The following is a 21,598-nucleotide window of genomic DNA, read 5'->3' on the forward strand; positions in this document are numbered from 1 at the left end:
TGCAGGGGGGACCCTGTGGGAGAGTAGGACGCCGCCGAACTAATTTTGAACGGGAAACCCCCGCACCTTATGGTGCGGGGGTTTTCTGCGTTCCGGGGCCTTTTCCGCGTCCGCCCCCGCCCGTCGCATTGTCAATTGTCAGAGGCGGCCGGCTGCTTTGAGGGAAAGGTAGGTGTCCGCCAGAGCCGGGGCGAGGTCGTCGGGGGTGGCGTCCACGACGGTGACCCCGCGGCGTCCCAGTTTTTCCGCCGTGCGGTGACGTTCCGACTGGGCCTGGGCTGCTGCTGCGGCGTCGTAGACCGCTTCTGCCGTGCCGCGAGAGGTTGCCATCTTGGCGATGTGCGGGTCGGCGACCGATGCCACCACGACCTTGTGGCGTGCGGTGAGGCGAGGGAGTACGGGGAGGAGTCCCTCTTCGATGGGTGCGGTGTCGAGGCTCGTGAGCAGGACGATGAGGGAAGTGCGGGACGCCGTGCGGAGGGCTGTTGCGGTCAGGCCTCGGGCGTCCGTCTCGACGAGTTCGGGCTCGACGGTGGCCAGGGCGTTGACCAGGGACGGGAGGACGTCCCCCGCGGAGCGTCCCTGGACCAGGGCTCGTACGCGACGGTCGTAGGCCAGCAGGTCCACCCGGTCGCCGGCGCGGGAGGCGAGCGCGGCCAGGAGAAGCGCGGCGTCCATGGAGGCGTCGAGGCGCGGGGCGTCGCCCACGCGGCCGGCCGAGGTGCGGCCGGTGTCGAGGACCAGAAGGATGTGGCGGTCGCGTTCCGGGCGCCAGGTGCGGACCGCGACGCTGGACCGGCGGGCCGTGGCCCGCCAGTCGATGGAGCGCGTTTCGTCGCCGGGGACGTAGTCGCGCAGACTGTCGAATTCGGTGCCCTGGCCTCGGGTGAGGACGCTGGTGCGGCCGTCGAGTTCGCGGAGCCGGGCCAGTTTGGAGGGCAGGTGCTTCCGGCTGGCGAAGGGCGGCAGGACGCGGAGGATCCAGGGGACTTTGTGGCTGCCCTGGCGGGTGAAGAGGCCGAGCGGGCCGTACGAGCGGATGGTCACGCGGTCGGCCTGGTGGTCGCCGCGGCGGGTGGGGCGCAGACGGGTCGCGAGGCGGCGGCGCTCGCCGGGCGGGACGGTCAGGCGGTGGCGGGACGCGTCGACTTCCGTGCCGGGCTGCCAGCTGCTCGGCGGCCAGGCGTCACGGAGCTCCGCGCGCAGGGGGCGGTTGGAGGGGTTCGTGACGGTCAGCTCTACGGCGGCGGCTTCTCCCAGTCGTACGGAGGTGTCGCCGGAGCGGGTCAGGCTGAGGCGGCGTACGGGCGCGGCCAAGGCGAAGTCGCAGGCGCAGGCCAGGGCCAGCGGGGCGTTGACGGCGGCGATGCCGGTCCAGCCGGGGTCCCACAGGCCCACCGGGAGGGTGCCCAGGGCCGCGAGGAGGGCGGTGCGTCCGGTGAGGGCCATCAGCGGGGGACCGGGACGTGGGCGAGGATCGCGTTGATGACGGAGTCGGCGGTGACGCCTTCCATCTCGGCCTCCGGGCGGAGCTGGATCCGGTGGCGCAGGGTGGGCAGGGCGAGGGCTTTGACGTCGTCGGGGATGACGTAGTCACGGCCGGTGAGCCAGGCCCAGGCGCGGGCCGTGGAGAGCAGCGCCGTGGCACCCCGGGGGGAGACGCCGAGGGTCAGGGAGGGGGACTCGCGGGTGGCGCGGCACACGTCCACCACGTACGCGGTGATCTCGGGGGAGACGGAGGTCTTGGCGACGGCGGCGCGGGCGGCTTCCAGGTCCGCGGGGCCTGCCACGGGGCGGACGCCGGCGGCGTGCAGGTCGCGGGGGTTGAAGCCCGCCGCGTGCCGGGTGAGGACGTCGATCTCGTCCTGGCGGGAAGGGAGGGGGACCGTCAGTTTCAGCAGGAAGCGGTCGAGTTGGGCCTCGGGGAGGGGGTACGTCCCCTCGTACTCGACGGGGTTCTGCGTGGCGGCGACGAGGAACGGCTCGGGGAGCGGGCGGGGCACGCCGTCCACGGTGACCTGGCGTTCCTCCATGGCTTCGAGGAGGGAGGACTGGGTCTTGGGCGGGGTCCGGTTGATCTCGTCGGCCAGCAGGAGGTTGGTGAAGACCGGTCCCGGCTGGAAGGAGAACTCGGTGGTCCGGGCGTCGTAGACCAGGGTGCCCGTGACGTCGCTCGGCATCAGGTCGGGGGTGAACTGGACGCGCTTGGTGTCGAGTTCGAGGCTCGCGGAAAGTGCGCGGACCAGCAGCGTTTTGGCGACCCCAGGGACTCCTTCCAGTAGGACATGGCCGCGGCAGAGGAGGGCGACGACGAGACCCGTGACGGCGGGGTCCTGGCCGACCACGGCCTTGGAGATCTCCGTGCGCAGCGCTTCGAGGGAGGCGCGTGAGTCGCGGGGGTCGCCGCTGGGCCCGTTGTCAGTGGTCGGGTCCATCATGAGTGGCGTACCTCTCTTTCGAGGGCGTCGAGTTGGTCGGCGAGGGCGACGAGCGCTGCGTCGTTGCCCGGGGGCGGCCCGAAGAGCAGGGCGTGCAGATCTTGGCCGGGGGTTCGGAGTCGGGCGGTGAGGGCGGGGATCAGGGTCTCGGGCGTGTGCGCCCGGGTGGGGGAGACGCCGATGAGGGGGGCGAGGCGGGTGCGGGATGCCGTGCGTAGGGCCGCGGCCGCGCGGTCGCGGGCGTTGACCTTGCGGTAGAGGCGGGCGCGGCCTTCGACGGCTTCGGAGGCGCGGATGGCGACGGGGAGGCGTTCGGCGACGAGGGGGCCGAGGCGGCGTGCGCGCCACAGGGCGGCGAGTACGGCGGCGATGGCGAGTTGCAGGGTGCCCCAGCGCCAGCCGGAGGGGATGAGGTCGAAGAAGCCGCGGCGCTCGGCGTCGGTGGCGGCCTGGTCGTCGGAGAGCGAGGGGAGGTACCAGACGACGTGGGGGCGGGAGCCGAGGAGTTGGAGGGCGAGTGAGGCGTTGCCCTGCTCGTCGAGGCGGTCGTTGAAGAGGATGTCGGGGGCGCCGAGGACGACGGTGTCGCCCTTTCCGTGGGGGGCGGGGAGTTGGAGAAGGCTGGGGAGTCCGTCGCTGAGGTAGCAGGCCTCGGCATCCGGAGCGAGGGTGTCGTAGCGGATGCCGCCCATGTCCGCGTCGCCGGCGCGGCGGGCCGCGGGGAGGGAGCAGCGAGGGGAGAGCGTCGACTCGGCGCTGGTCGTGGGGTCCGCGGTGACCCCCGGGGCGAGGTCCTTGAGCGAGGGCTTGCCCGGGGTGACGAGGACGGTGCGGCCGCCGGAGTCCTCGGTGGCCGCGTGGAGGCCGGAGCGTTGGCGTCCGGTGAGCAGGTCGGGGTCGGTCACGAGGAGGGTCGTGTCGGGTCCGGCCGCGGCCCCGGCCTCTGCGGTGTTGGTGACGACGCGGGTGGACACGCCTCGGTCGGCGAGGAGTTGGGCGAGGGCCCGGCTGCCGTGGGTGTCGGTGGAGCGGGGGTCGAGGCGGCCGTGCCGGCCGTCGGAGCGGACGGCGGCGACGGCGACGGCGGCCGCGAGGAGGACGACCAGGGCGAGGACGATGCCTCGGGAGCGGGTCCAGATCCGGCGTGGGGTGGGGGAGAGCGACGTCGAGGCCGGCGCCGGCTGCGCAGGGGGCGACGTCGAGGCCCGCGCTGTCTGCGCGGGGGGCTGCCCCGGGGTGGTGGCGGGCGCGGTCTGTTGCTGGGCCGGCTCCGTGGGCGGGGTGGGGCCGGTCATTCGGCGGCCCCTCGGGGGCTGTCGCTCGGCAGGGGGTGGTCGGGGCCGGCCAGCACTGGTTTGGTGCGTGCCAGGTCGTGGTCGAGGGCGGCCAGGCGCAGGTACGCCGCCTGGTCCGCGGTGCGGCCGCCGTATGTCACGTCGTCGAAGTCGTGGGCGGCGGCGCGGAGTCGGCCGGCGTGGGCGGGGAGTGGACGGCCCACTTCCGCGGCGGCCTCGTCGGCGGTGCGGCCGGGGCGGGGATCGAGGAGTGCGCGTTCCTCCAGGGCGCGGACGAGGGCGCGCATGCGCTCCTGCACGGCCTGGTTCCAGTGGGCGCGGGCGGCGTGTGCCTCGGCGGCCGCGCGGTGTTCGGCGGCGCTGCGGGGGCGGTCGTCGAAGAGGGCGGGGGCGGGGCCCGCGGTGCGGTGCGGGGTGCCCAGGCGCCACCAGAAGGCGGCGACGACGAGCACGATCGCAAGGACGACGACCAGGAGTCCGAGCGCGCCGCCCGGGGTGGCTCCCGAGGCGGCGGAGAACAGATCGTCGACCCAGCCCCAGAAGCGGTTCAGGGCGCGCTGGAAGAGGCTCGGGTCGTTCTCGTGGTACATCGGCTTGGACAGTTCGCGCTCGGCGGCCTCCCGCGCGGGGTCGCGCGGAACGGTCACCGGCGGGTCGTCGCCGGTGCGCGGCAGGAGCGGAGCCGCCCCGAGCCCTCTGAGTGCTGCCCCCGCCGCGGTCACCGCATCAGCTCCCCGGGGTGCCGGGCGGGGTGGGGGCGTGGCCGGGGACGCCGGCGGCGCGGGCCAGTTCGAGGTCGAGGCCCTCGCGGCGGATCCGCTGGTCGACGTAGAGGAGCACGGTGACGCCGGCCGTGATCGGGAACGTCAGCATGGAGCCGATGATCGAGCCGACGCCGCTGATGATCAGGAAGGTCCAGCCCAGTTCGCCGGTGTTGTCGAGGAAGCCGGTGACGCCTTCGCCGCTGACCGCCCCGGCGATGAAGGTGAACGGGATGACGATGATCGACGCGATGACGTTGGCGATGATCGCGGCGAGCAGCTGGATGCCGAAGACCCGCCACCAGGAGCCGCGGACCAGCTTGGCGGAGCGGGTCAGGGACTTCTTGATGCTCTGCTTCTCCAGCATGAGCGCGGGAGAGGAGAGCGAGAGGCGGACCACGACCCAGAGGGCCGCGACTCCCGCGGCGAGACCGCCGAGTACGGCGAGGGCGGCGCCGGCGTCGGACGGGCCCGCCAGCGCGATCAGCAGTCCGGGCAGGATGCCGACGATGACGATCGCGGCGCCGATGAGCGGAATGAGCAGGGTCAGGCCGAACAGCTTGGCGAGCTGGGGGCGGGCGTCCCGCCAGGCCTCCGCGGCGGTCACCGACTTACCGAGGACGGCGCGGCTGGTGACCATCGTCAGGAGGGCCGTGGCGACGATGGTGCCGAGCAGGGTGACCGCGAGGACCACTCCGGAGCTCAGCAGGTTGTCGCCCATGGCGCGGGTGAGCTCACCGGGGGTGGCGCTCCGGTCGTTGAGCGTGTCCGTGTCGATGGCTTCGTTGAGGACGAGCCCCTGGAGCAGGACGACGATGATCTCCGTGACCACGGCCACGGTGAGGGAGATGCCGAGGACCGTGCGCCAGTGGGCGCGCATGGTCGACACGGCGCCGTCGAGGATCTCGCCGACGCCGAGCGGGCGGAGCGGGATGACGCCGGGCTTGGCCGCGGGCGGCGGGCCCTGCCAGGCTCCCCAGCCTCGGTAGCCCCCCGGACCTCCAGGTCCTCCAGGGCCTCCTGGAGCGCCCGGGCCACCGGGGCCGCCGGGACTGCCCGGAGGCGGGCCGCCCCAGCCCCAGCCGCTGCCCTGGCCGGGCGGAGCGGGCGGTGGCGGCGGGGCCTGGCCCGGGCCTGCGGCGCTGGGCGGGGACCACTGGGCGGGCGGCGGCTGCTCCTTGGACCACTTGGACGGGCCGCCGTCCTGGCCGGCGTCCTGGCTGCCGTCCTGGCCGGCGTCCGCGGGTCCGTCGGCGTCCGGCTTGCCGCCGTCCTGTCCGTCGGAGGGGGCAGATCCGGGCGAGGCCCAGCCCGGAGTGTCGTTCATCGTCGCTCCTTTAAGGTGCCCGTCCGCGGGTGCGGCGGCAGGTTGCCAGCCATCGTGCCACGGTGTGCCCGGGAGGTGACCGGGTGCCGTAGCGGCTGTACACCTTCAATTGTCTGCCGGGTACGGGGCAGACTGGGCGGATGGCTGATCAGTACGCGCAATCGAGCGAGGACAACCGGCCGACCGAGATACCGACGGTTCCCGCGATCCGATGGGACGACCCACCCGAGGGGCCCGTGGTGGTCCTGCTCGACCAGACCAGGCTGCCGAGCGAGGAGATCGAGCTGGTGTGCACCGACGCACCGGCCCTGGTGGAGGCGATTCGTACGCTCGCGGTGCGAGGGGCACCGCTGCTGGGCATCGCGGGGGCGTACGGCGTCGCCCTCGCCGCCGCCCGCGGCTTCGACGTGGACGAGGCGGCGGACTCACTGGCGGGGGCGCGGCCCACCGCGGTCAATCTCGCCTACGGGGCACGTCGCGCCCAGGCCGCCCACCGCGCCGCGGTCGCCGGCGGCGCCGACAGCCGGCGAGCGGCCGCGGCCACCCTCGACGCGGCGCGGGCGCTGCACGCCGAGGACGCCGAGGCCAGTGGCCGGATGGCGGCCCACGGCCTGGCATTGCTCGACGAGCTGCTGCCCGGTGGTGGTCACCGGATCCTGACGCACTGCAACACGGGGGCCCTGGTCTCCGGAGGGGAGGGCACGGCGTTCGCGGTGGCGCTGCGGGCGCACCGGGAGGGGCGGCTGCGCAGGCTGTGGGTGGACGAGACGCGGCCGCTTTTGCAGGGGGCCCGGCTCACCGCATATGAGGCGGCGCGCAACGGAATGGCGTACACCTTGCTCACGGACAACGCGGCGGGTTCGCTGTTCGCGGCGGGCGAGGTGGACGCGGTGCTGATCGGCGCCGATCGCATCGCGGCCGACGGTTCGGTGGCGAACAAGGTGGGGAGCTATCCGCTCGCTGTGCTGGCGCGCTACCACCATGTGCCGTTCATCGTGGTGGCGCCGGTGACGACCGTGGATCCGAAGACGCCGGACGGAGCGGCGATCGAGGTCGAGCAGCGGGCCAGCCACGAGGTGACGGAGGTCACGGTGGCACGGGTGCCCGTGAACGGGATGGAAGCGGGAGGCGGGATTCCGGTGGCACCCCTGGGGACCCAGGCGTACAACCCCGCGTTCGACGTGACGCCGCCCGAGCTGGTGACGGCGATCGTCACGGAAGAGGGCGTTCTGTCACCTGTGACAGCAGAGGGCCTTGCCGAGCTGTGTGCCAGGTCACGCCAGGTAACGATGAGCTAATGGGATGATGTCAGGCATGAAGGGACGAGTCCTTGTCGTCGACGACGACACCGCACTGGCCGAGATGCTCGGGATTGTGCTGCGTGGTGAAGGTTTTGAGCCGTCGTTCGTAGCTGATGGCGACAAGGCGCTGGCCGCTTTCAGGGAGGCAAAGCCGGATCTTGTACTGCTGGATTTGATGTTGCCGGGCCGTGATGGCATCGAGGTGTGCCGCCTGATCAGGGCGGAGTCCGGGGTGCCGATCGTGATGCTCACGGCCAAGAGCGACACCGTGGACGTGGTGGTCGGCCTGGAGTCGGGCGCCGACGACTACATCGTGAAGCCGTTCAAGCCGAAGGAGCTCGTGGCCCGGATCCGGGCGCGGCTGCGGAGGTCGGAGGAGCCCGCGCCGGAGCAGCTGGCCATAGGTGACCTGGTCATCGACGTGGCGGGGCACTCCGTGAAGCGGGACGGGCAGTCGATCGCGCTGACGCCGCTGGAGTTCGACCTGCTGGTCGCGCTGGCCCGCAAGCCGTGGCAGGTGTTCACGCGTGAGGTGCTGCTCGAGCAGGTCTGGGGCTATCGGCACGCGGCGGACACCCGTCTGGTGAACGTGCACGTGCAGCGGCTCCGCTCCAAGGTCGAGCGCGACCCCGAGCGGCCGGAGATCGTGGTGACCGTCCGTGGCGTCGGTTACAAGGCCGGACCGAGCTGACGTGTCCCGGGACAGTTCCTCCTCGGCGCCCGGAGCTTCGGGGGCTCGTTCGGGGCGGACTGGACCGGCGCGGCACCGCTCCCGGTTCGGGCGGCTCGCCGACGGCGGGCTGTTGCTGCAGGGCGGGGTGCAGGGCAGCCCCGTGCTGCGGCTCTTCGTGCGCTGGGTGCGCCGCCCGCTGCTGCCCGCGGTGCGGCTGTGGCGGCGCAACATCCAGCTCAAGGTCGTCGCCACGACCCTGCTGATGTCGCTGGGCGTGGTCCTCATGCTCGGCTTCGCCGTGCTGAGCTCGGTGAACAACGGCCTGCTCAAGGCCAAGGTCAAGGCCTCGCAGAGCCAGGCCGACGGCGGCTTCCGGGCCGCGCAGGACAGCGTCAACGCCGCGCGGCAGAGCGCGGGCCAGGGGCAGGGCCAGGACGGCAGCACGGCCGACGGCCGCAACGCCGCCGTGTGGATGTCCGACCTCGTCGAGCAGCTGTCCAGCGGCGGGCAGAACGCCTTCGCCGTGGTGACGCTCAGCCCCACCTCCGCGGGCGACTCCGGCAGCGTGCGCGGTTCGCGGGCCTCCGGCGGCGTCGAGCCGATCCTGAGCGTGCCCGAGGAGCTGCGCCGCCAGGTCGACGACGGCACCGGCGTCTATCAGGCCAACACCCGCATCGTCTTCGACGACGGCCGTGAGGCGCAGCCCGGCCTGGTGATCGGCAAGCGGCTCAACGACCTCAACGGCGATCCGTACCAGCTGTACTACCTCTTCCCGCTGACGCAGGAGGAGGAGTCGCTGAACCTGGTCAGGACGACGCTCGCCACCGCGGGCCTCTTCGTCGTGGTGCTTCTGGGCGCCATCGCGTGGCTGGTGGTGCGCCAGGTCGTCACGCCGGTCCGGATGGCCGCGGGCATCGCCGAGCGGCTGTCCGCCGGGCGCCTGCAGGAACGGATGAAGGTCACCGGCGAGGACGACATCGCCCGGCTCGGTGAGGCCTTCAACAAGATGGCGCAGAACCTGCAGCTGAAGATCCAGCAGCTGGAGGAGCTGTCGCGGATGCAGCGGCGGTTCGTGTCCGATGTGTCGCACGAGCTGCGGACGCCGCTGACGACGGTACGGATGGCGGCCGACGTCATCCACGAGGCGCGGGTGGACTTCGATCCGGTGACCGCGCGGTCGGCGGAGCTGCTCGCCGACCAGCTCGACCGGTTCGAGTCGCTGCTCGCGGATCTGCTGGAGATCAGCCGGTTCGACGCGGGGGCGGCGGCGCTGGAGGCGGAGCCGATAGACCTCCGTGAGGTCGTACGCCGGGTCGTCGGCGGTGCGGAGCCGCTCGCCGAGCGCAAGGGCACGCACATACGGGTCGTCGGGGACCAGCAGCCGGTGGTCGCCGAGGCCGACGCGCGCCGGGTGGAGCGGGTGCTGCGCAACCTCGTCGTCAACGCCGTGGAGCACGGTGAGGGCAAGGACGTCGTGGTGCGCCTCGCCGTCGCGGGCGGTGCGGTCGCCGTCGCCGTACGGGACTACGGCGTGGGGCTCAAGCCGGGCGAGGCGACCCGGGTCTTCAGCCGTTTCTGGCGGGCGGACCCGGCACGCGCGCGTACCACCGGTGGTACGGGGCTCGGCCTCTCCATCGCCCTGGAGGACGCCCGCCTGCACGGCGGCTGGCTGCAGGCCTGGGGCGAGCCGGGCGGCGGATCACAGTTCCGGCTGACGTTGCCGAGGACGGCGGACGAGCCGCTGCGGGGCTCGCCGATACCGCTGGAGCCGGACGACTCCCGGCGCCATCGCGGGCTCAACGACGCGGGGCTGCCTCTCGGCGGCGGCAACAAGCTGGCCACGGTGCCGGCGCAGGCGGCCGCGGCGGCCTCCGAGCGGGTCTCACCGCCGGTGCCGGCCAAGGGGCCCATACCGCCGAGGTTGCTGCAGGCCGGGCCCGTGGACCCGGCGGCGCTGCCCGGCAACGGCTCACGGGTCGTGGCCCGCAGGCCGTCGGAGGGTGACGGTTCGGACGGTTCGGAGGGTGTGGACGGTTCGGGCGGCCGCCTGGACGACGACGTGGACCGCGCGGATCTCCGCGACCCGGACCTGGATGACGTGGACCTCGACGACGTGGACCTGGGCGACGTGGATCTGGGCGACCCGGACCTCGACGACGTGGACCTGGATGACGCCGACCTGGATCTCGACGACGTCGATCTCGACCACGTAGACCTCGACCACCTCGACCACGTAGACCTCGACGGCGTGGATCTCGACGACGTGACGCCGGAGTCCGGGGCGGGCGCCCGCAGGGAAGAGCCGGGTACGGCCAGGGAACAGGAGAACACTCGTGGTCGCTGACCGTGCCGGACGCGGCCACCGTGCCCGAGGCGGCGGCCGCGCGCGCCGCGGACGTCCGCGGCGCACCGCCCTGCTGCTCGGCAGCTGCGGGGCGCTCCTGGCCGGGTGTGCCTCGATGCCCGACAGCGGGAACCTCAAGTCCGTCGACGCCTCGCAGCGCCCGGACTCGCAGTCGCAGGTCCGCGTCTACGCCCTGCCGCCGCGCGAGGGCGCCAAGGCGATGGAGATCGTGCAGGGCTTCCTGGAGGCTCTGACCAGCGACGACCCGAAGTTCGCGATGGCGCGCAAGTATCTGTCCAAGAAGGCGTCGCGGGCGTGGCATCCCGAGGAGTCCACGACGGTGCTCGCGGACGGCCCCAACACCGACGCGGGCAACGCGGGGAACGACGCAGAGCGCAGCCGGCGTTACTCGCTGACCGGCCGTCAGGTCGCGCGGGTCGACGCGCAGCACGCGTACCGGCCCGAGGACGCGGCGTACAACCAGACCGTGCACCTCAGCCAGACGGGCGGTCCGGGCGGGAACGAGTGGCGCATCGACAAGCCGCCGACGGGCGTGGTGCTCGGCGAGTCGGACTTCCAGCGGATCTACCGGCCCGTCAACAAGTACTACTTCGCCGGGCCCGCCGGTGCGGGCGTGAGCGGCAGGCCGGGTCTGGTCGCCGACCCCGTCTACATCAGGCAGCGCATCGATCCGCTGACGCAGACGGTGAAGACGCTGCTGGAGGGGCCGACCAACTGGCTGCGTCTCGTGGTGAATTCGAGCTTCCCGAGCGGCACGGCTCTCAAGGACCCCGACAAGTCGCTGACCCTGGACGACCAGAACCGGTTGACCGTACAGCTGAACAGCCGGGCCGACGACGCCGGGCAGACCAAGTGCAAGGAGATGGCGGCCCAACTCCTGTTCACCCTGCAGGACCTGACGCCTTCGGGGGTCGAACAGGTGACGTTGCAGCGGTCGAACGGTTCGATGCTCTGTGTCCTGAGCCAGGACAGGGCCGAGACCGTCGCTCCGCACCGCAGCGCCGACCGCCCCGACTTCCAGTACTTCATCGACGAGAAGCACCGGCTGGTGCGGATGTCGGCCAACGCCGGGAGTTCGGTGGACCCGGAGCCGGTGACGGGCGCCCTCGGCGCCGGTGACCAGCCGCTGCGTTCGGCGGCGGTCGCGCGTGACGAGCAGCGGGCGGCCGGGGTGTCGCTCGACGGCAAGTCGCTGTACACGGGGTCGCTGCTCTCGGACGACCCGCTCGGCAAGGCGCGGCTGCGCAGCAAGGCGAAGTCGGAGGAGGACCGCCTCTCGACGCCGAGTTGGGACGGCCGGGGCAACCTGTGGGTGGCCGACCGCGATCCGAAGCGGTCCCGGCTGCTCTGGCTCGAACAGGGCACGGGCAAGCCGGTCGAGGTCGAGGTGCCCGCCCTGGACGGTCGGGTCCGCGAGGTGCGGGTGTCGGGCGACGGCGTGCGCGTCGCGCTGCTCGTGGAGAAGGGCGGCAAGAAGTCCCTGTGGATCGGCCGGGCCGAGCGGACCGCGGGCAAGGATGAGCGGCCCTCGATATCGGTCCTCGACCCGACCCCCGCGGCGCCGCAGATGGCGGAGGTCACCGCCATGTCGTGGGCGGGCGGCAGCCGGCTCGTGGTCGTCGGCAGGGAGACCGGCGGGGTGCAGCAGATCCGGTACGTCCAGTGCGACGGCTCGGTGCTGCCGCTCACCACGCTGCCCGGCCTGACCGGCGTCGAGAAGATCGCGGCGTCCGACGACGAGCGGCAGCCGCTCGTGGCGCACTCGGACGACGGGATCGTCCGGCTGCCGACGGGGTCGCAGTGGCAGACCGTGGTGAAGGAAGGGATGGCTCCGGTCTACCCGGGCTGAGCGGGCCGACCACTCTTACGCGGCCCCTTCCTGCGCGGTCCCTTCCTGCGCGGTCCCTTCCTGCGCGGTCCCTTCCTGCGCGGCTACGCGGAGAACCGCCTGCTCGGCGAGGAACTCGCCCCCAGCCACGCGCAGTTGTCCACAGGCGCTCGGGCGGAGTTATCCACAGGGGTGGTCGTGCCGCCCGCGTCTTGGCAGAGTGGTGGCCACGCGGGGGTGGTCGCATGCGGGGCTGGTGGCAGGACCTCACCGACCTGGTGCTTCCGGCCGAGTGCGGCGGCTGCGGCGAGCCCCGTACGGCGCTCTGCGACGCGTGCCGGCGCGCCCTGTGCGGTGGCGCCGCGCGCCGGGTGCGGCCGGTGCCGGAGCCGCCCGGGCTGCCGGTCGTGTACGGCGCGGCGCCGTACGAGGACGCGGTACGGGCCGTCCTGCTCGCGCACAAGGAGCGCGGCGTCCTGGGGCTCGCGCGCCCGCTCGGGGCGGCCCTGGCCGAAGCCGTGTGCGCCGGTCTGCGGGCCGAAACCGGGGCCGCGGGTGATAGGGCGCCGGGATCGCGGGTACGAGGCACACAGGATGGTCCACAGGGGCAGGTGATGCCGTTGTCGCTCGTTCCCGTGCCCTCGGCGCGGGCCGCGGTGCGGGCGCGCGGGCACGACCCGGCGCGACGGATCGCGTTCGCCGCGGCGGCCGAGCTGCGGCGGGCGGGTGTCCCGGCGCGGGTGCTCGCCGTGCTGCGTCAGCGGCGCGCGGTCGCCGACCAGTCGGGGCTCGACTCCCGGCAGCGGCAGGCCAATCTGGCGGGCGCCCTGGAGGTGACCGCGGGCGGTGGCCGGCTGCTCGGCGACGGGCGGATCGTGGTCGTGGACGACCTCATGACCACGGGGGCGTCCCTGGCGGAGGCCACCCGGGCATTACGTGCTGTACGCACGGAAGAGAAAACGCAGGCGAAGACCGGACGGGACCGGGGAACGGGGGCCGCACATGGGCCGTTATTGGGCTGCGAGAAGACCTTCGGCGCGGCTGTTGTCGCTGCGCCACCGGAATCCTTCGAAATAAACCGGAACTGATTGAGAACTTGCATCGTTCCAGGTGATGAGAGGTCTAAAGCACCTGAATGGAGGTACGCGGCAGTAGAGGGTGACGACTTCCCTCCGGGCGAGATATGTTCGGTTGTGAGGAATGGCGGACGCCGTCCCTCGCATATCGGAATGCCGGCCTGCGGGTTTTTCGCAATCACCCGGGCCGGTGGGGTGGAGATCTTGCCCACGGGGGAGGAGGAGGTGGAAGTCACCGAGTCCGAGGCCCCGGGAGTCACCGGGGTCAGGTGCAAAAGGGAGACGCTCCGCATCCGAAGCGGAGTGATCCGGGAACGGAGTTCTGCGTGGACATCGTCGTCAAGGGCCGCAAGACCGAGGTGCCCGAGCGGTTCCGCAAGCACGTGGCCGAGAAGCTGAAGCTGGACAAGATCCAGAAGCTCGACGGCAAGGTGATCAGCCTCGACGTCGAGGTGTCCAAGGAAACCAACCCGCGCCAGGCCGACCGTTCCGACCGCGTGGAGATCACCCTCCGCTCGCGTGGGCCCGTGATTCGCGCGGAGGCCTCGGCAGCCGATCCGTACGCGGCACTCGACCTGGCCACGGCCAAGCTCGACGCGCGGCTGCGCAAGGAGCACGAGAAGCGCCACAACCGCCGGGGCAACGGCAGGCTCTCCGCCGCCGAGGTCGCCGAGCGGGTTCCGGACGCCGCGTCCTTCAACGGAGACGGCTCCATCGCGCACGACGAAGAGCCCGACGGCGTGCCGGTCAAGAAGATCGGCTCCCTGGAGATCCAGGGCGAAGGACCCCTCGTGGTCCGGGAGAAGACCCACGTCGCGGCCCCCATGTCGCTCGACCAGGCGCTCTACGAGATGGAACTGGTCGGACACGACTTCTACTTGTTCGTCGACTCCGAGACCAAGGAACCGAGCGTCGTCTACCGGCGCCACGCCTACGACTACGGCGTCATCCGGCTCAACACCGACCCCATGGTCGCCAAGGCCGAGTCGGCCGGTGGCGGCGGAGCCCTCGCGGGCTGACCACCGCCCCGTAGGACTGCCCCGTAAGAGCCGAGGTCGTGCCCCTGGAGCGCCTGTGCGCCCCCAGGGGCACCACCGTGCGCCCACGGTGCGCACCGCACCGGCGCCGGGCATGAAATCATGGGCGGGCCGGTCAACCGGTGTGCTGTCGCCTGGCGTTGGCGCAGCAGAGGCACAACAGGCCGCGGCCTTCATGGGGGAGGAACGATGGCGGACAGCTTCGGTCCGATGCGTCACGAGGATGCCGGCGACGGCATCGGCATCGGCACGGACGCGGGCGCCCCACGCAAGGAGCCCATCAGGGTTCTTGTGGTGGATGACCACGCCCTCTTCCGCCGCGGCCTGGAGATCGTCCTCGCCGCCGAGGAGGACATCCAGGTCGTCGGAGAGGCCGGCGACGGCGCGGAGGCGGTCGACAAGGCCGCGGACCTGCTGCCCGACATCGTGCTGATGGACGTCCGCATGCCCAAGCGCGGCGGCATCGAGGCGTGCACCTCCATCAAGGAGGTGGCGCCCAGCGCCAAGATCATCATGCTGACGATCAGCGACGAGGAAGCCGACCTCTACGACGCGATCAAGGCGGGCGCCACCGGGTACCTCCTCAAGGAGATCTCCACGGACGAGGTGGCGACCGCGATCCGCGCGGTGGCGGACGGGCAGTCGCAGATCAGTCCGTCGATGGCGTCGAAGCTGCTCACCGAGTTCAAGTCGATGATCCAGCGCACCGACGAGCGCAGACTCGTGCCCGCGCCGCGGCTGACCGACCGCGAGCTGGAAGTGCTCAAGCTCGTCGCCACGGGGATGAACAACCGCGACATCGCCAAGGAGTTGTTCATCTCCGAGAACACCGTGAAGAACCACGTGCGCAACATCCTGGAGAAGCTGCAGCTGCACTCCAGGATGGAGGCCGTCGTCTACGCGATGCGGGAGAAGATCCTCGAGATCCGCTAGGGCCGGTCTCTCGTCCGGCGAGCGGCCCTAGGGCGAGCGGCCCTACGCGACCGCGGCGGTCAGCGCCGCCGCCAGCTCCGGGCGGTCCACCCGCTCCACCCGTACGGCATCGCAGCCCACCCAGGACGCCGCCTCCAGCAGCGCCTGCGCCATCGGGGCCACCGCCTTCGGGCCGTCCAGCGACACCTGCCGGGCCACCAGCGTGCGGCCCTCGCGCGCGGGGTCGACGCGGCCGACCAGCCTGCCGCCCGCGAGCAGCGGCATCGCGAAGTAGCCGTGGATCCGCTTCGGCTTGGGCACGTACGCCTCGAGGCGGTGCGTGAAGCCGAAGATCCGCTCGGTGCGCGGCCGCTCCCAGATCAGCGAGTCGAAGGGCGACAGGAGCGTCGTGCGGTGCCGGCCGCGGGGCGTCGTCTCCAGCGCCCGCGGGTCCGCCCAGGCGGGCTTCTCCCAGCCCTGCACCGTCACCGGAACCAGCCCCGAGTCGGCGACCACCGCGTCGAACTGCTCGCCCCTGATGCGGTGGTAGTCGGTGATGTCCGTGCGCGTGCCGACGCCCAGCGCCTCGCCGGCCTGGCGGACCAGGCGGCGCAGGCACTCCGCGTCGTCCAGGTCGTCGTGGAGCAGCCCGTCCGGAACGGCGCGCTCCGCCAGGTCGTACACACGCTTCCAGGAGCGGCGCTCCGTGCACACCACCTCGCCGTACATCAGCGCGCGCTCGACCGCGATCTTCGACTCGGACCAGTCCCACCACTCGCCCTTGTTCTTCGCGCCGCCCAACTCCGTGGCGGTGAGCGGGCCTTCGGCGCGGAGCTGCTTGATGACCTGCTCGTACGTGCCCGGGGTCAGGTCGTGGTGCCAGTGCGGGCGGGTGCGGTAGGCGCGGCGGCGGAAGGCGAAGTGCGGCCACTCCTCGATGGGCAGGACGCACGCGGCGTGCGACCAGTACTCGAAGGCGTGGGTCTGCGTCCAGTACGCCGCCTCCACGGTGTCGCGGCCCACGGCGCCCAGCCGTGCGTACGGAATCAGTTCGTGCGAGCGGGCCAGGACCGAGATCGTGTCGAGCTGGACCGCGCCGAGCTGCCGCAGGACGCCCCGCACGCCGGACCTGCGGTCCGGGGCACCGAGGAAACCCTGGGCGCGCAGGGCGATGCGGCGGGCCTCGTCGGCGGAGAGTTCGGTGGCGGGACTCGGCAGGCTCGTCATGGGGTGAACGATAGGCGGCGGCACTGACATCGGGGCCTGGGCCCGGGACTTGGGCTGGTTCAGCGGCGGGCGGATTCAGTGCCGGGCGGGCAGGTACGGGTACGGCGACGGCAGGTCCAGGTCCGAGGGGAGCAGCGCGCCGATCCAGCAGTCACGGAGCACGCCCTTGTTGAGCAGACCCGCGCGGTTCACGCCCTCGACGGTGAAGCCGGCCCGCTCCACGACGGCCCGCGAGGCGGTGTTGCCGACCTCCGCCCGCCACTCCAGACGGGTGCAGAGCAGCTCCGTGAAGGCCCACCGCGCGAGCCCCAGCACGGCCTCCGTCATATAGCCGCGGCCCCGGTGCTCCTTGGCCAGCCAGTAACCGACCTCCCAGGCGCCCGAACGCGGGTGGTGCAGGCTGACGGCGGCGAGCAGCGGACCGCCCTCGCGCGGGCGCACCGCGAAGGCGTACTCACGGTCGTTGCGCCAGTCGTCCGGCACCACGCGTTCGATGTAGGTCTCGGCGTCCACGCGCGCGTAGGGCGACGGGATCGTCGTCCAGCGCTGGATGTCCGGGTCCTGACAGGCGGCGTAGGTCTCGTCCGTGTCCGCGGGGGTGAAGATGCGCAGGCACAGACGTTCGGTGGTGAGAGTGACGGGCTCCATCGAACGATTCTGCTGGGGTGAGGGTGCTCGGAGCCAGCTTTTTACGAGCTTTCGCGATCACCACGCACGAGCCACTCGGGGGTGCTACCCGGCACCTTCGGCGCCCCTCGTCCGTTGACCTCATGGCACACCTCCCGGGGCAGCCTGGTCCTCGCATACGATGGCCGTTGCCCGACGAGTAAAACCGACCATGCCAGGCCCGACCGGCAAGGAGACCAACCCCCGTGTCCGTCCTCTCAAAGATCATGCGTGCAGGCGAAGGCAAGATCCTGCGCAAGCTGCACCGCATCGCGGACCAGGTCAACTCCATCGAAGAGGACTTCGTCAGCCTCTCCGACGCCGAGCTGCGCGCGCTGACCGAGGAGTACAAGGAGCGTTACGCCGACGGCGAGACGCTCGACGACCTCCTGCCCGAAGCCTTCGCGACCGTCCGCGAGGCCGCCAAGCGCGTCCTGGGCCAGCGCCACTACGACGTCCAGATGATGGGCGGCGCCGCGCTGCACATGGGCTATGTCGCCGAGATGAAGACCGGTGAGGGCAAGACCCTCGTCGGCACGCTGCCCGCGTATCTGAACGCCCTGTCCGGCAAGGGCGTCCACCTCATCACGGTCAACGACTACCTGGCCGAGCGCGACTCCGAGATGATGGGCCGCGTCCACAAGTTCCTGGGTCTGAGCGTCGGCTGCATCCTGGCCAACATGACGCCGGCCCAGCGCCGCGAGCAGTACAGCTGCGACATCACGTACGGCACGAACAACGAATTCGGCTTCGACTACCTTCGCGACAACATGGCGTGGTCGCAGGAGGAGCTCGTCCAGCGCGGCCACAACTTCGCCATCGTCGACGAGGTCGACTCGATCCTCGTCGACGAGGCCCGTACGCCGCTGATCATCTCCGGCCCCGCCGACCAGGCCACCAAGTGGTACGGCGACTTCGCCAAGCTGGTCACCCGCCTCACCAAGGGCGAGCCCGGCAATCAGCTGAAGGGCATCGAGGAGACCGGGGACTACGAGGTCGACGAGAAGAAGCGCACCGTCGCCATCCACGAGTCCGGCGTGAGCAAGGTCGAGGACTGGCTGGGCATCGACAACCTCTACGAGTCGGTGAACACCCCCCTCGTCGGCTACCTCAACAACGCCATCAAGGCCAAGGAACTCTTCAAGAAGGACAAGGACTACGTCGTCATCGACGGCGAAGTCATGATCGTCGACGAGCACACCGGCCGTATCCTCGCCGGCCGCCGCTACAACGAGGGCATGCACCAGGCGATCGAGGCGAAGGAAGGGGTGGACATCAAGGACGAGAACCAGACCCTGGCGACCATCACCCTCCAGAACTTCTTCCGCCTCTACAAGCGCGAGGGCTACGACAGCGGCCTCTCCGGCATGACCGGTACGGCGATGACCGAGGCCGCCGAGTTCCACCAGATCTACAAGCTGGGCGTCGTGCCGATCCCGACGAACCGGCCGATGGTCCGCGCCGACCAGTCCGACCTGATCTACCGCACCGAGGTCGCGAAGTTCGCCGCCGTCGTCGACGACATCGCCGAGAAGCACGAGAAGGGGCAGCCGATCCTGGTCGGCACCACCTCCGTGGAGAAGTCGGAGTACCTCTCGCAGCAGCTGTCCAAGCGCGGCGTGCAGCACGAGGTGCTCAACGCCAAGCAGCACGACCGGGAGGCGACGATCGTCGCCCAGGCCGGCCGCAAGGGCGCCGTCACCGTCGCCACGAACATGGCCGGACGAGGCACCGACATCAAGCTCGGCGGCAACCCCGACGACCTCGCCGAGGCGGAGCTGCGCCAGCGCGGCCTCGACCCGGTCGAGCACGTCGAGGAGTGGGCCGCGGCGCTGCCCGCCGCCCTGGAGAAGGCCGAGCGCTCCGTCAAGGCCGAGTTCGAAGAGGTCAAGGACCTCGGCGGGCTCTACGTCCTCGGCACCGAGCGGCACGAGTCGCGCCGCATCGACAACCAGCTGCGCGGTCGTTCCGGCCGTCAGGGCGACCCGGGCGAGTCCCGGTTCTACCTCTCGCTCGGCGACGACCTGATGCGGCTCTTCAAGGCGCAGATGGTCGAGCGCGTGATGTCCATGGCCAACGTGCCGGACGACGTCCCGATCGAGAACAAGATGGTCACCCGCGCCATCGCCTCCGCCCAGTCGCAGGTCGAGCAGCAGAACTTCGAGACCCGCAAGAACGTCCTCAAGTACGACGAGGTCCTCAACCGCCAGCGTGAGGTCATCTACGGCGAGCGTCGCCGCGTCCTGGAGGGCGAGGATCTGCAGGAGCAGATCACGCACTTCATGGACGACACCATCGACGCGTACATCGCCGCGGAGACCGCCGAGGGCTTCGCCGAGGAGTGGGACCTGGACCGGCTGTGGGGCGCCTTCAAGCAGCTCTACCCCGTCAAGGTCACCGTCGAGGAGCTGGAGGAGGACGCGGGCGACCGCGCGGGTCTCACCGCCGAGTTCATCTCCGAGTCCATCAAGGACGACATCCACGAGCAGTACGAGGCGCGTGAGGCGCAGCTCGGCTCCGACATCATGCGTGAGCTGGAGCGCCGCGTCGTCCTGTCGGTCCTCGACCGCAAGTGGCGCGAGCACCTCTACGAGATGGACTACCTCCAGGAGGGCATCGGCCTCCGTGCCATGGCGCAGAAGGACCCGCTGGTCGAGTACCAGCGCGAGGGCTTCGACATGTTCAACGCCATGATGGACGGCATCAAGGAGGAGTCCGTCGGCTACCTGTTCAACCTGGAGGTCCAGGTTGAGCAGCAGGTCGAGGAGGTCCCGCTGGAGGACACGGCGCCCTCGCTCACCAAGGACGGCGCGCAGGACGCGGTGCCGGCGGGCGCGCACTCCCGGCCGGAGATCCACGCGAAGGGCCTGGAGGCCCCGCAGCGGCCCGACCGCCTGCACTTCCAGGCGCCGAACGCCGAGGGCGGCGTCGACGAGGGCGACTTCGCCACGGACGGCGAAGGGGTCCGGTCCGAGTCGGACGGGATGACCCGCGCGGAGCGGCGCAAGGCTCAGAAGGGCGGGCGGCGCCGGAAGAAGTAGCGGGGCGCTGTCGCTGTGACGTGACGGTGGCTTGCGGTGCCGTTGTCGTGTGATGTGGCGGTGGCTTGCGGTGCCGTTGTCGTGTGATGTGACGGTGGCTTGTGGTGTTGTTCGGAGGGGCCGGGCTTTTGTCCGGCCCCTTTGGCGTGCTCTATGAAGAGCTCGGATCCGTCTCCACCGCCGTGCAGCGCCATCTGCGGTCCGGGCCCAGCGCCAGGCGGAACGCCAGCGCGCGCAGGCGGGGGCCCGTCGCCACCCGCGCGAAGACCTCGTACGCCTCGGGGTGCGGCTGGTAGTGGCCGATGCGGTGGATCGTGGGGCGGTGGCCGCCCGCGCAGAGGGGGCGGAGCTCGGCGAGCCGGGCCAGGTCGTCGAAGGCCGTGTTGGCGATGTGGCGGGCCACCCAGTGCAGGGGGCGCTGGCCGCTGAGGACCAGGACGAGGCGTTCCGCGAAGACCTCCGTGGGGTGCGGGGGTGGCTGGGCGGGGATCGTGCGGGGGGTCTGGCGGGTTCCGGGGGCTTGGCCCCGGGTGGGGGCGGCCGTGGGGGTGGGCGTCGTGGGGGAGGGGGACGGGGGCGTGGGGCGGCGGGAGTCTCGGCGGTTCGGGGGGCGGCCCGCGGGGGTGCGGGTCGCGGTCGGGCGTGGGCGGGGCCTCGTCATCACCTTGCGCATGGGCGCCTCCGTTTCGTACCGGGGAGTAACTTTCGTTGGGGATCTTGTACGGGGGCGGCGGGGGAGGGCGCAAGCGGTGAGGGGGTGTGGGGGCGGGGGGATCCGGGTTCACCTATCAGGGGGGCGTGGGGCCTCGTCGACGCGGTGAGCGCTGGGGCGTACCGGGTGACGGGGCGGAGGGTGTGTTGACGGTGTCCGGGGTGGTGGGGGCACCTCGATGGGGGACTCCCGCACGTATCCTGAGGGTCTTCCACGACCACGAGGTCCGCCCCGTGCGGACACGGACGAAAGCGGTCAGCCATGCGCGTCTACGTTCCTCTGACCCTGCCCCGGCTCGCCGAGGCGTACGAGGCGGGGGAGCTGGGGCCAGGGCCGCTGGTCGCCTACGCCGTGACGCCCGCCCTGCGGGAGTGGTACGTCTCCGACGACATCGAGGAGCTGGAGTACGCGGCGCTGAACCGGGCCGCGGTGGCGTCGCTGCGGCTGATCGCGGTGGACCCCGACGGCGGGGTGGCGCGGCGACGCGTCGTTCTCGCGGCCGACGTGCCGGACGGGGATGCGGTGGCCGACCCTGATCGTGGCCTTGACCAGGGGGCGCTCGGGGAGGTGCGGCTCTCGGGTGGGTTGCGGCTCGGGAAGGCCGCGGCGGTGCATGTCGATGCGGCGGACGCTGAGGCGGATGTGGCGGCGGCCGCGGCGGCGTTGGGGGCGGCGGATCAGGGGGACGATGATGCGCGGTTCGTCGTGGACGGGGCGGAGGACCACGAGTTGCTGTGGTTCGCCACGCAGGAGATTCCCGGGCTGATCGCCTGATCGCCTGATCGCCTGATCGCCTGATCCCGTGGGGCAGGGGCTCTTGGGCCGCCGTCTGCGCCTTGGGTTTGTTTGTGGGTGCGGGGCCGCGGGGGTATGTGCGTACTCGCCATCCACTGTTCGCCACGCCTCGCGGACAACATTGCTACAGCGTGCTCGGTGCTC

General features: G+C 71.6%; 17 protein-coding genes. 9 read left to right on the plus strand and 8 right to left on the minus strand.

Translation table 11 applies throughout. The features are described from left to right. Window positions 1-138: 138 nt before the first annotated feature. From ACFYO9_RS38640 to ACFYO9_RS38660, 5 genes are read right to left on the minus strand one after another with little or no spacing between them, the layout of a single operon-like run. Window positions 139-1,449 carry a DUF58 domain-containing protein gene (locus ACFYO9_RS38640; RefSeq protein WP_358778042.1) on the minus strand — a complete coding sequence of 437 codons (1,311 nt, stop codon included), beginning with the start codon at window positions 1,447-1,449 and terminating at the stop codon, window positions 139-141. Then, window positions 1,449-2,435 (minus strand): MoxR family ATPase, encoded by a 987-nt coding sequence (locus ACFYO9_RS38645; RefSeq protein WP_358778048.1) that lies wholly within the window; start codon window positions 2,433-2,435, stop codon window positions 1,449-1,451. Before ACFYO9_RS38645 ends, ACFYO9_RS38640 begins: the two co-directional genes overlap by 1 nt. Beyond that, window positions 2,435-3,733 (minus strand): DUF4350 domain-containing protein, encoded by a 1,299-nt coding sequence (locus tag ACFYO9_RS38650; protein WP_358778041.1) that lies wholly within the window; start codon window positions 3,731-3,733, stop codon window positions 2,435-2,437. The genes ACFYO9_RS38645 and ACFYO9_RS38650 overlap by 1 nt, the downstream gene beginning before the upstream one ends. Next, the gene (locus ACFYO9_RS38655) at window positions 3,730-4,455 is read right to left on the minus strand and encodes a DUF4129 domain-containing protein (RefSeq protein WP_358778040.1); all 726 of its coding nucleotides are present in this window, start codon (window positions 4,453-4,455) and stop codon (window positions 3,730-3,732) included. Before ACFYO9_RS38655 ends, ACFYO9_RS38650 begins: the two co-directional genes overlap by 4 nt. A gap of 4 nt (window positions 4,456-4,459) precedes the next feature. Next, on the minus strand, window positions 4,460-5,821 hold the full coding sequence (locus ACFYO9_RS38660) for a glycerophosphoryl diester phosphodiesterase membrane domain-containing protein (RefSeq protein WP_358778039.1): 1,362 nt from the start codon (window positions 5,819-5,821) through the stop codon (window positions 4,460-4,462). Between the two features lie 140 nt (window positions 5,822-5,961). Between ACFYO9_RS38660 and mtnA the strand changes: the two genes are divergently transcribed. The 7 genes from mtnA to ACFYO9_RS38695 all read left to right on the plus strand — a co-directional run bounded on the left by mtnA (window position 5,962) and on the right by ACFYO9_RS38695 (window position 15,034). After that, window positions 5,962-7,119 (plus strand): S-methyl-5-thioribose-1-phosphate isomerase, encoded by a 1,158-nt coding sequence (gene mtnA, locus ACFYO9_RS38665; protein ID WP_358778038.1) that lies wholly within the window; start codon window positions 5,962-5,964, stop codon window positions 7,117-7,119. Between the two features lie 4 nt (window positions 7,120-7,123). Then, window positions 7,124-7,813 (plus strand): two-component system response regulator MtrA, encoded by a 690-nt coding sequence (gene mtrA / locus ACFYO9_RS38670; RefSeq protein ID WP_189176211.1) that lies wholly within the window; start codon window positions 7,124-7,126, stop codon window positions 7,811-7,813. A 1-nt stretch (window position 7,814) separates the two neighbouring features. Continuing rightward, window positions 7,815-10,139 (plus strand): MtrAB system histidine kinase MtrB, encoded by a 2,325-nt coding sequence (mtrB, locus tag ACFYO9_RS38675; RefSeq protein WP_358778037.1) that lies wholly within the window; start codon window positions 7,815-7,817, stop codon window positions 10,137-10,139. Between the two features lie 115 nt (window positions 10,140-10,254). Next, complete coding sequence (locus ACFYO9_RS38680; RefSeq protein ID WP_358778047.1) at window positions 10,255-12,009, plus strand: LpqB family beta-propeller domain-containing protein; 1,755 nt, start codon at window positions 10,255-10,257, stop codon at window positions 12,007-12,009. 224 nt (window positions 12,010-12,233) lie between these two features. Continuing rightward, on the plus strand, window positions 12,234-13,076 hold the full coding sequence (locus ACFYO9_RS38685; protein ID WP_358778036.1) for a ComF family protein: 843 nt from the start codon (window positions 12,234-12,236) through the stop codon (window positions 13,074-13,076). Window positions 13,077-13,390: 314 nt separating this feature from the next. Continuing rightward, complete coding sequence (hpf, locus tag ACFYO9_RS38690; protein ID WP_388667332.1) at window positions 13,391-14,083, plus strand: ribosome hibernation-promoting factor, HPF/YfiA family; 693 nt, start codon at window positions 13,391-13,393, stop codon at window positions 14,081-14,083. A 207-nt stretch (window positions 14,084-14,290) separates the two neighbouring features. Next, window positions 14,291-15,034 (plus strand): response regulator transcription factor, encoded by a 744-nt coding sequence (locus ACFYO9_RS38695; RefSeq protein ID WP_355820517.1) that lies wholly within the window; start codon window positions 14,291-14,293, stop codon window positions 15,032-15,034. 42 nt (window positions 15,035-15,076) lie between these two features. Here the strand turns inward: ACFYO9_RS38695 and ACFYO9_RS38700 are convergent, their stop codons facing one another. Both ACFYO9_RS38700 and ACFYO9_RS38705 read right to left on the minus strand, forming a co-directional pair. Then, entirely contained in the window at window positions 15,077-16,270 is a 1,194-nt protein-coding gene (locus ACFYO9_RS38700) for a DNA glycosylase AlkZ-like family protein (RefSeq protein ID WP_358778035.1), read from the minus strand. A 45-nt stretch (window positions 16,271-16,315) separates the two neighbouring features. Next, on the minus strand, window positions 16,316-16,888 hold the full coding sequence (locus ACFYO9_RS38705) for a GNAT family N-acetyltransferase (RefSeq protein WP_355816658.1): 573 nt from the start codon (window positions 16,886-16,888) through the stop codon (window positions 16,316-16,318). Between the two features lie 224 nt (window positions 16,889-17,112). Here ACFYO9_RS38705 and secA point away from each other — a divergent pair, with 224 nt between their 5' ends. Next, complete coding sequence (gene secA, locus ACFYO9_RS38710) at window positions 17,113-19,947, plus strand: preprotein translocase subunit SecA (RefSeq protein ID WP_355816661.1); 2,835 nt, start codon at window positions 17,113-17,115, stop codon at window positions 19,945-19,947. Between the two features lie 151 nt (window positions 19,948-20,098). On the opposite strand, the gene ACFYO9_RS38715 is transcribed toward secA, so the two are convergent. Beyond that, window positions 20,099-20,620 carry an Rv3235 family protein gene (locus tag ACFYO9_RS38715; RefSeq protein WP_358778034.1) on the minus strand — a complete coding sequence of 174 codons (522 nt, stop codon included), beginning with the start codon at window positions 20,618-20,620 and terminating at the stop codon, window positions 20,099-20,101. 300 nt (window positions 20,621-20,920) lie between these two features. Here ACFYO9_RS38715 and ACFYO9_RS38720 point away from each other — a divergent pair, with 300 nt between their 5' ends. After that, entirely contained in the window at window positions 20,921-21,433 is a 513-nt protein-coding gene (locus ACFYO9_RS38720) for a DUF6912 family protein (RefSeq protein ID WP_355816665.1), read from the plus strand. Window positions 21,434-21,598 lie beyond the last annotated feature (165 nt).

The sequence above is a fragment of the Streptomyces sp. NPDC005863 genome (assembly GCF_042871345.1).
Taxonomy (GTDB): Bacteria; Actinomycetota; Actinomycetes; order Streptomycetales; family Streptomycetaceae; genus Streptomyces.

What these genes read in the sequence shown, in the direction of transcription:
- ACFYO9_RS38640 (WP_358778042.1), bottom strand. Translation starts at nt 1,449, where the DNA reads ATGGCCCTCACCGGACGCACCGCCCTCCTCGCGGCCCTGGGCACCCTC.
- ACFYO9_RS38645 (WP_358778048.1), bottom strand. Translation starts at nt 2,435, where the DNA reads ATGGACCCGACCACTGACAACGGGCCCAGCGGCGACCCCCGCGACTCA.
- ACFYO9_RS38650 (WP_358778041.1), bottom strand. Translation starts at nt 3,733, where the DNA reads ATGACCGGCCCCACCCCGCCCACGGAGCCGGCCCAGCAACAGACCGCG.
- ACFYO9_RS38660 (WP_358778039.1), bottom strand. Translation starts at nt 5,821, where the DNA reads ATGAACGACACTCCGGGCTGGGCCTCGCCCGGATCTGCCCCCTCCGAC.
- mtnA (WP_358778038.1), top strand. Translation starts at nt 5,962, where the DNA reads ATGGCTGATCAGTACGCGCAATCGAGCGAGGACAACCGGCCGACCGAG.
- mtrA (WP_189176211.1), top strand. Translation starts at nt 7,124, where the DNA reads ATGATGTCAGGCATGAAGGGACGAGTCCTTGTCGTCGACGACGACACC.
- ACFYO9_RS38680 (WP_358778047.1), top strand. Translation starts at nt 10,255, where the DNA reads ATGCCCGACAGCGGGAACCTCAAGTCCGTCGACGCCTCGCAGCGCCCG.
- ACFYO9_RS38685 (WP_358778036.1), top strand. Translation starts at nt 12,234, where the DNA reads ATGCGGGGCTGGTGGCAGGACCTCACCGACCTGGTGCTTCCGGCCGAG.
- ACFYO9_RS38695 (WP_355820517.1), top strand. Translation starts at nt 14,291, where the DNA reads ATGGCGGACAGCTTCGGTCCGATGCGTCACGAGGATGCCGGCGACGGC.
- ACFYO9_RS38700 (WP_358778035.1), bottom strand. Translation starts at nt 16,270, where the DNA reads ATGTCAGTGCCGCCGCCTATCGTTCACCCCATGACGAGCCTGCCGAGT.
- ACFYO9_RS38705 (WP_355816658.1), bottom strand. Translation starts at nt 16,888, where the DNA reads ATGGAGCCCGTCACTCTCACCACCGAACGTCTGTGCCTGCGCATCTTC.
- ACFYO9_RS38715 (WP_358778034.1), bottom strand. Translation starts at nt 20,620, where the DNA reads ATGCGCAAGGTGATGACGAGGCCCCGCCCACGCCCGACCGCGACCCGC.
- ACFYO9_RS38720 (WP_355816665.1), top strand. Translation starts at nt 20,921, where the DNA reads ATGCGCGTCTACGTTCCTCTGACCCTGCCCCGGCTCGCCGAGGCGTAC.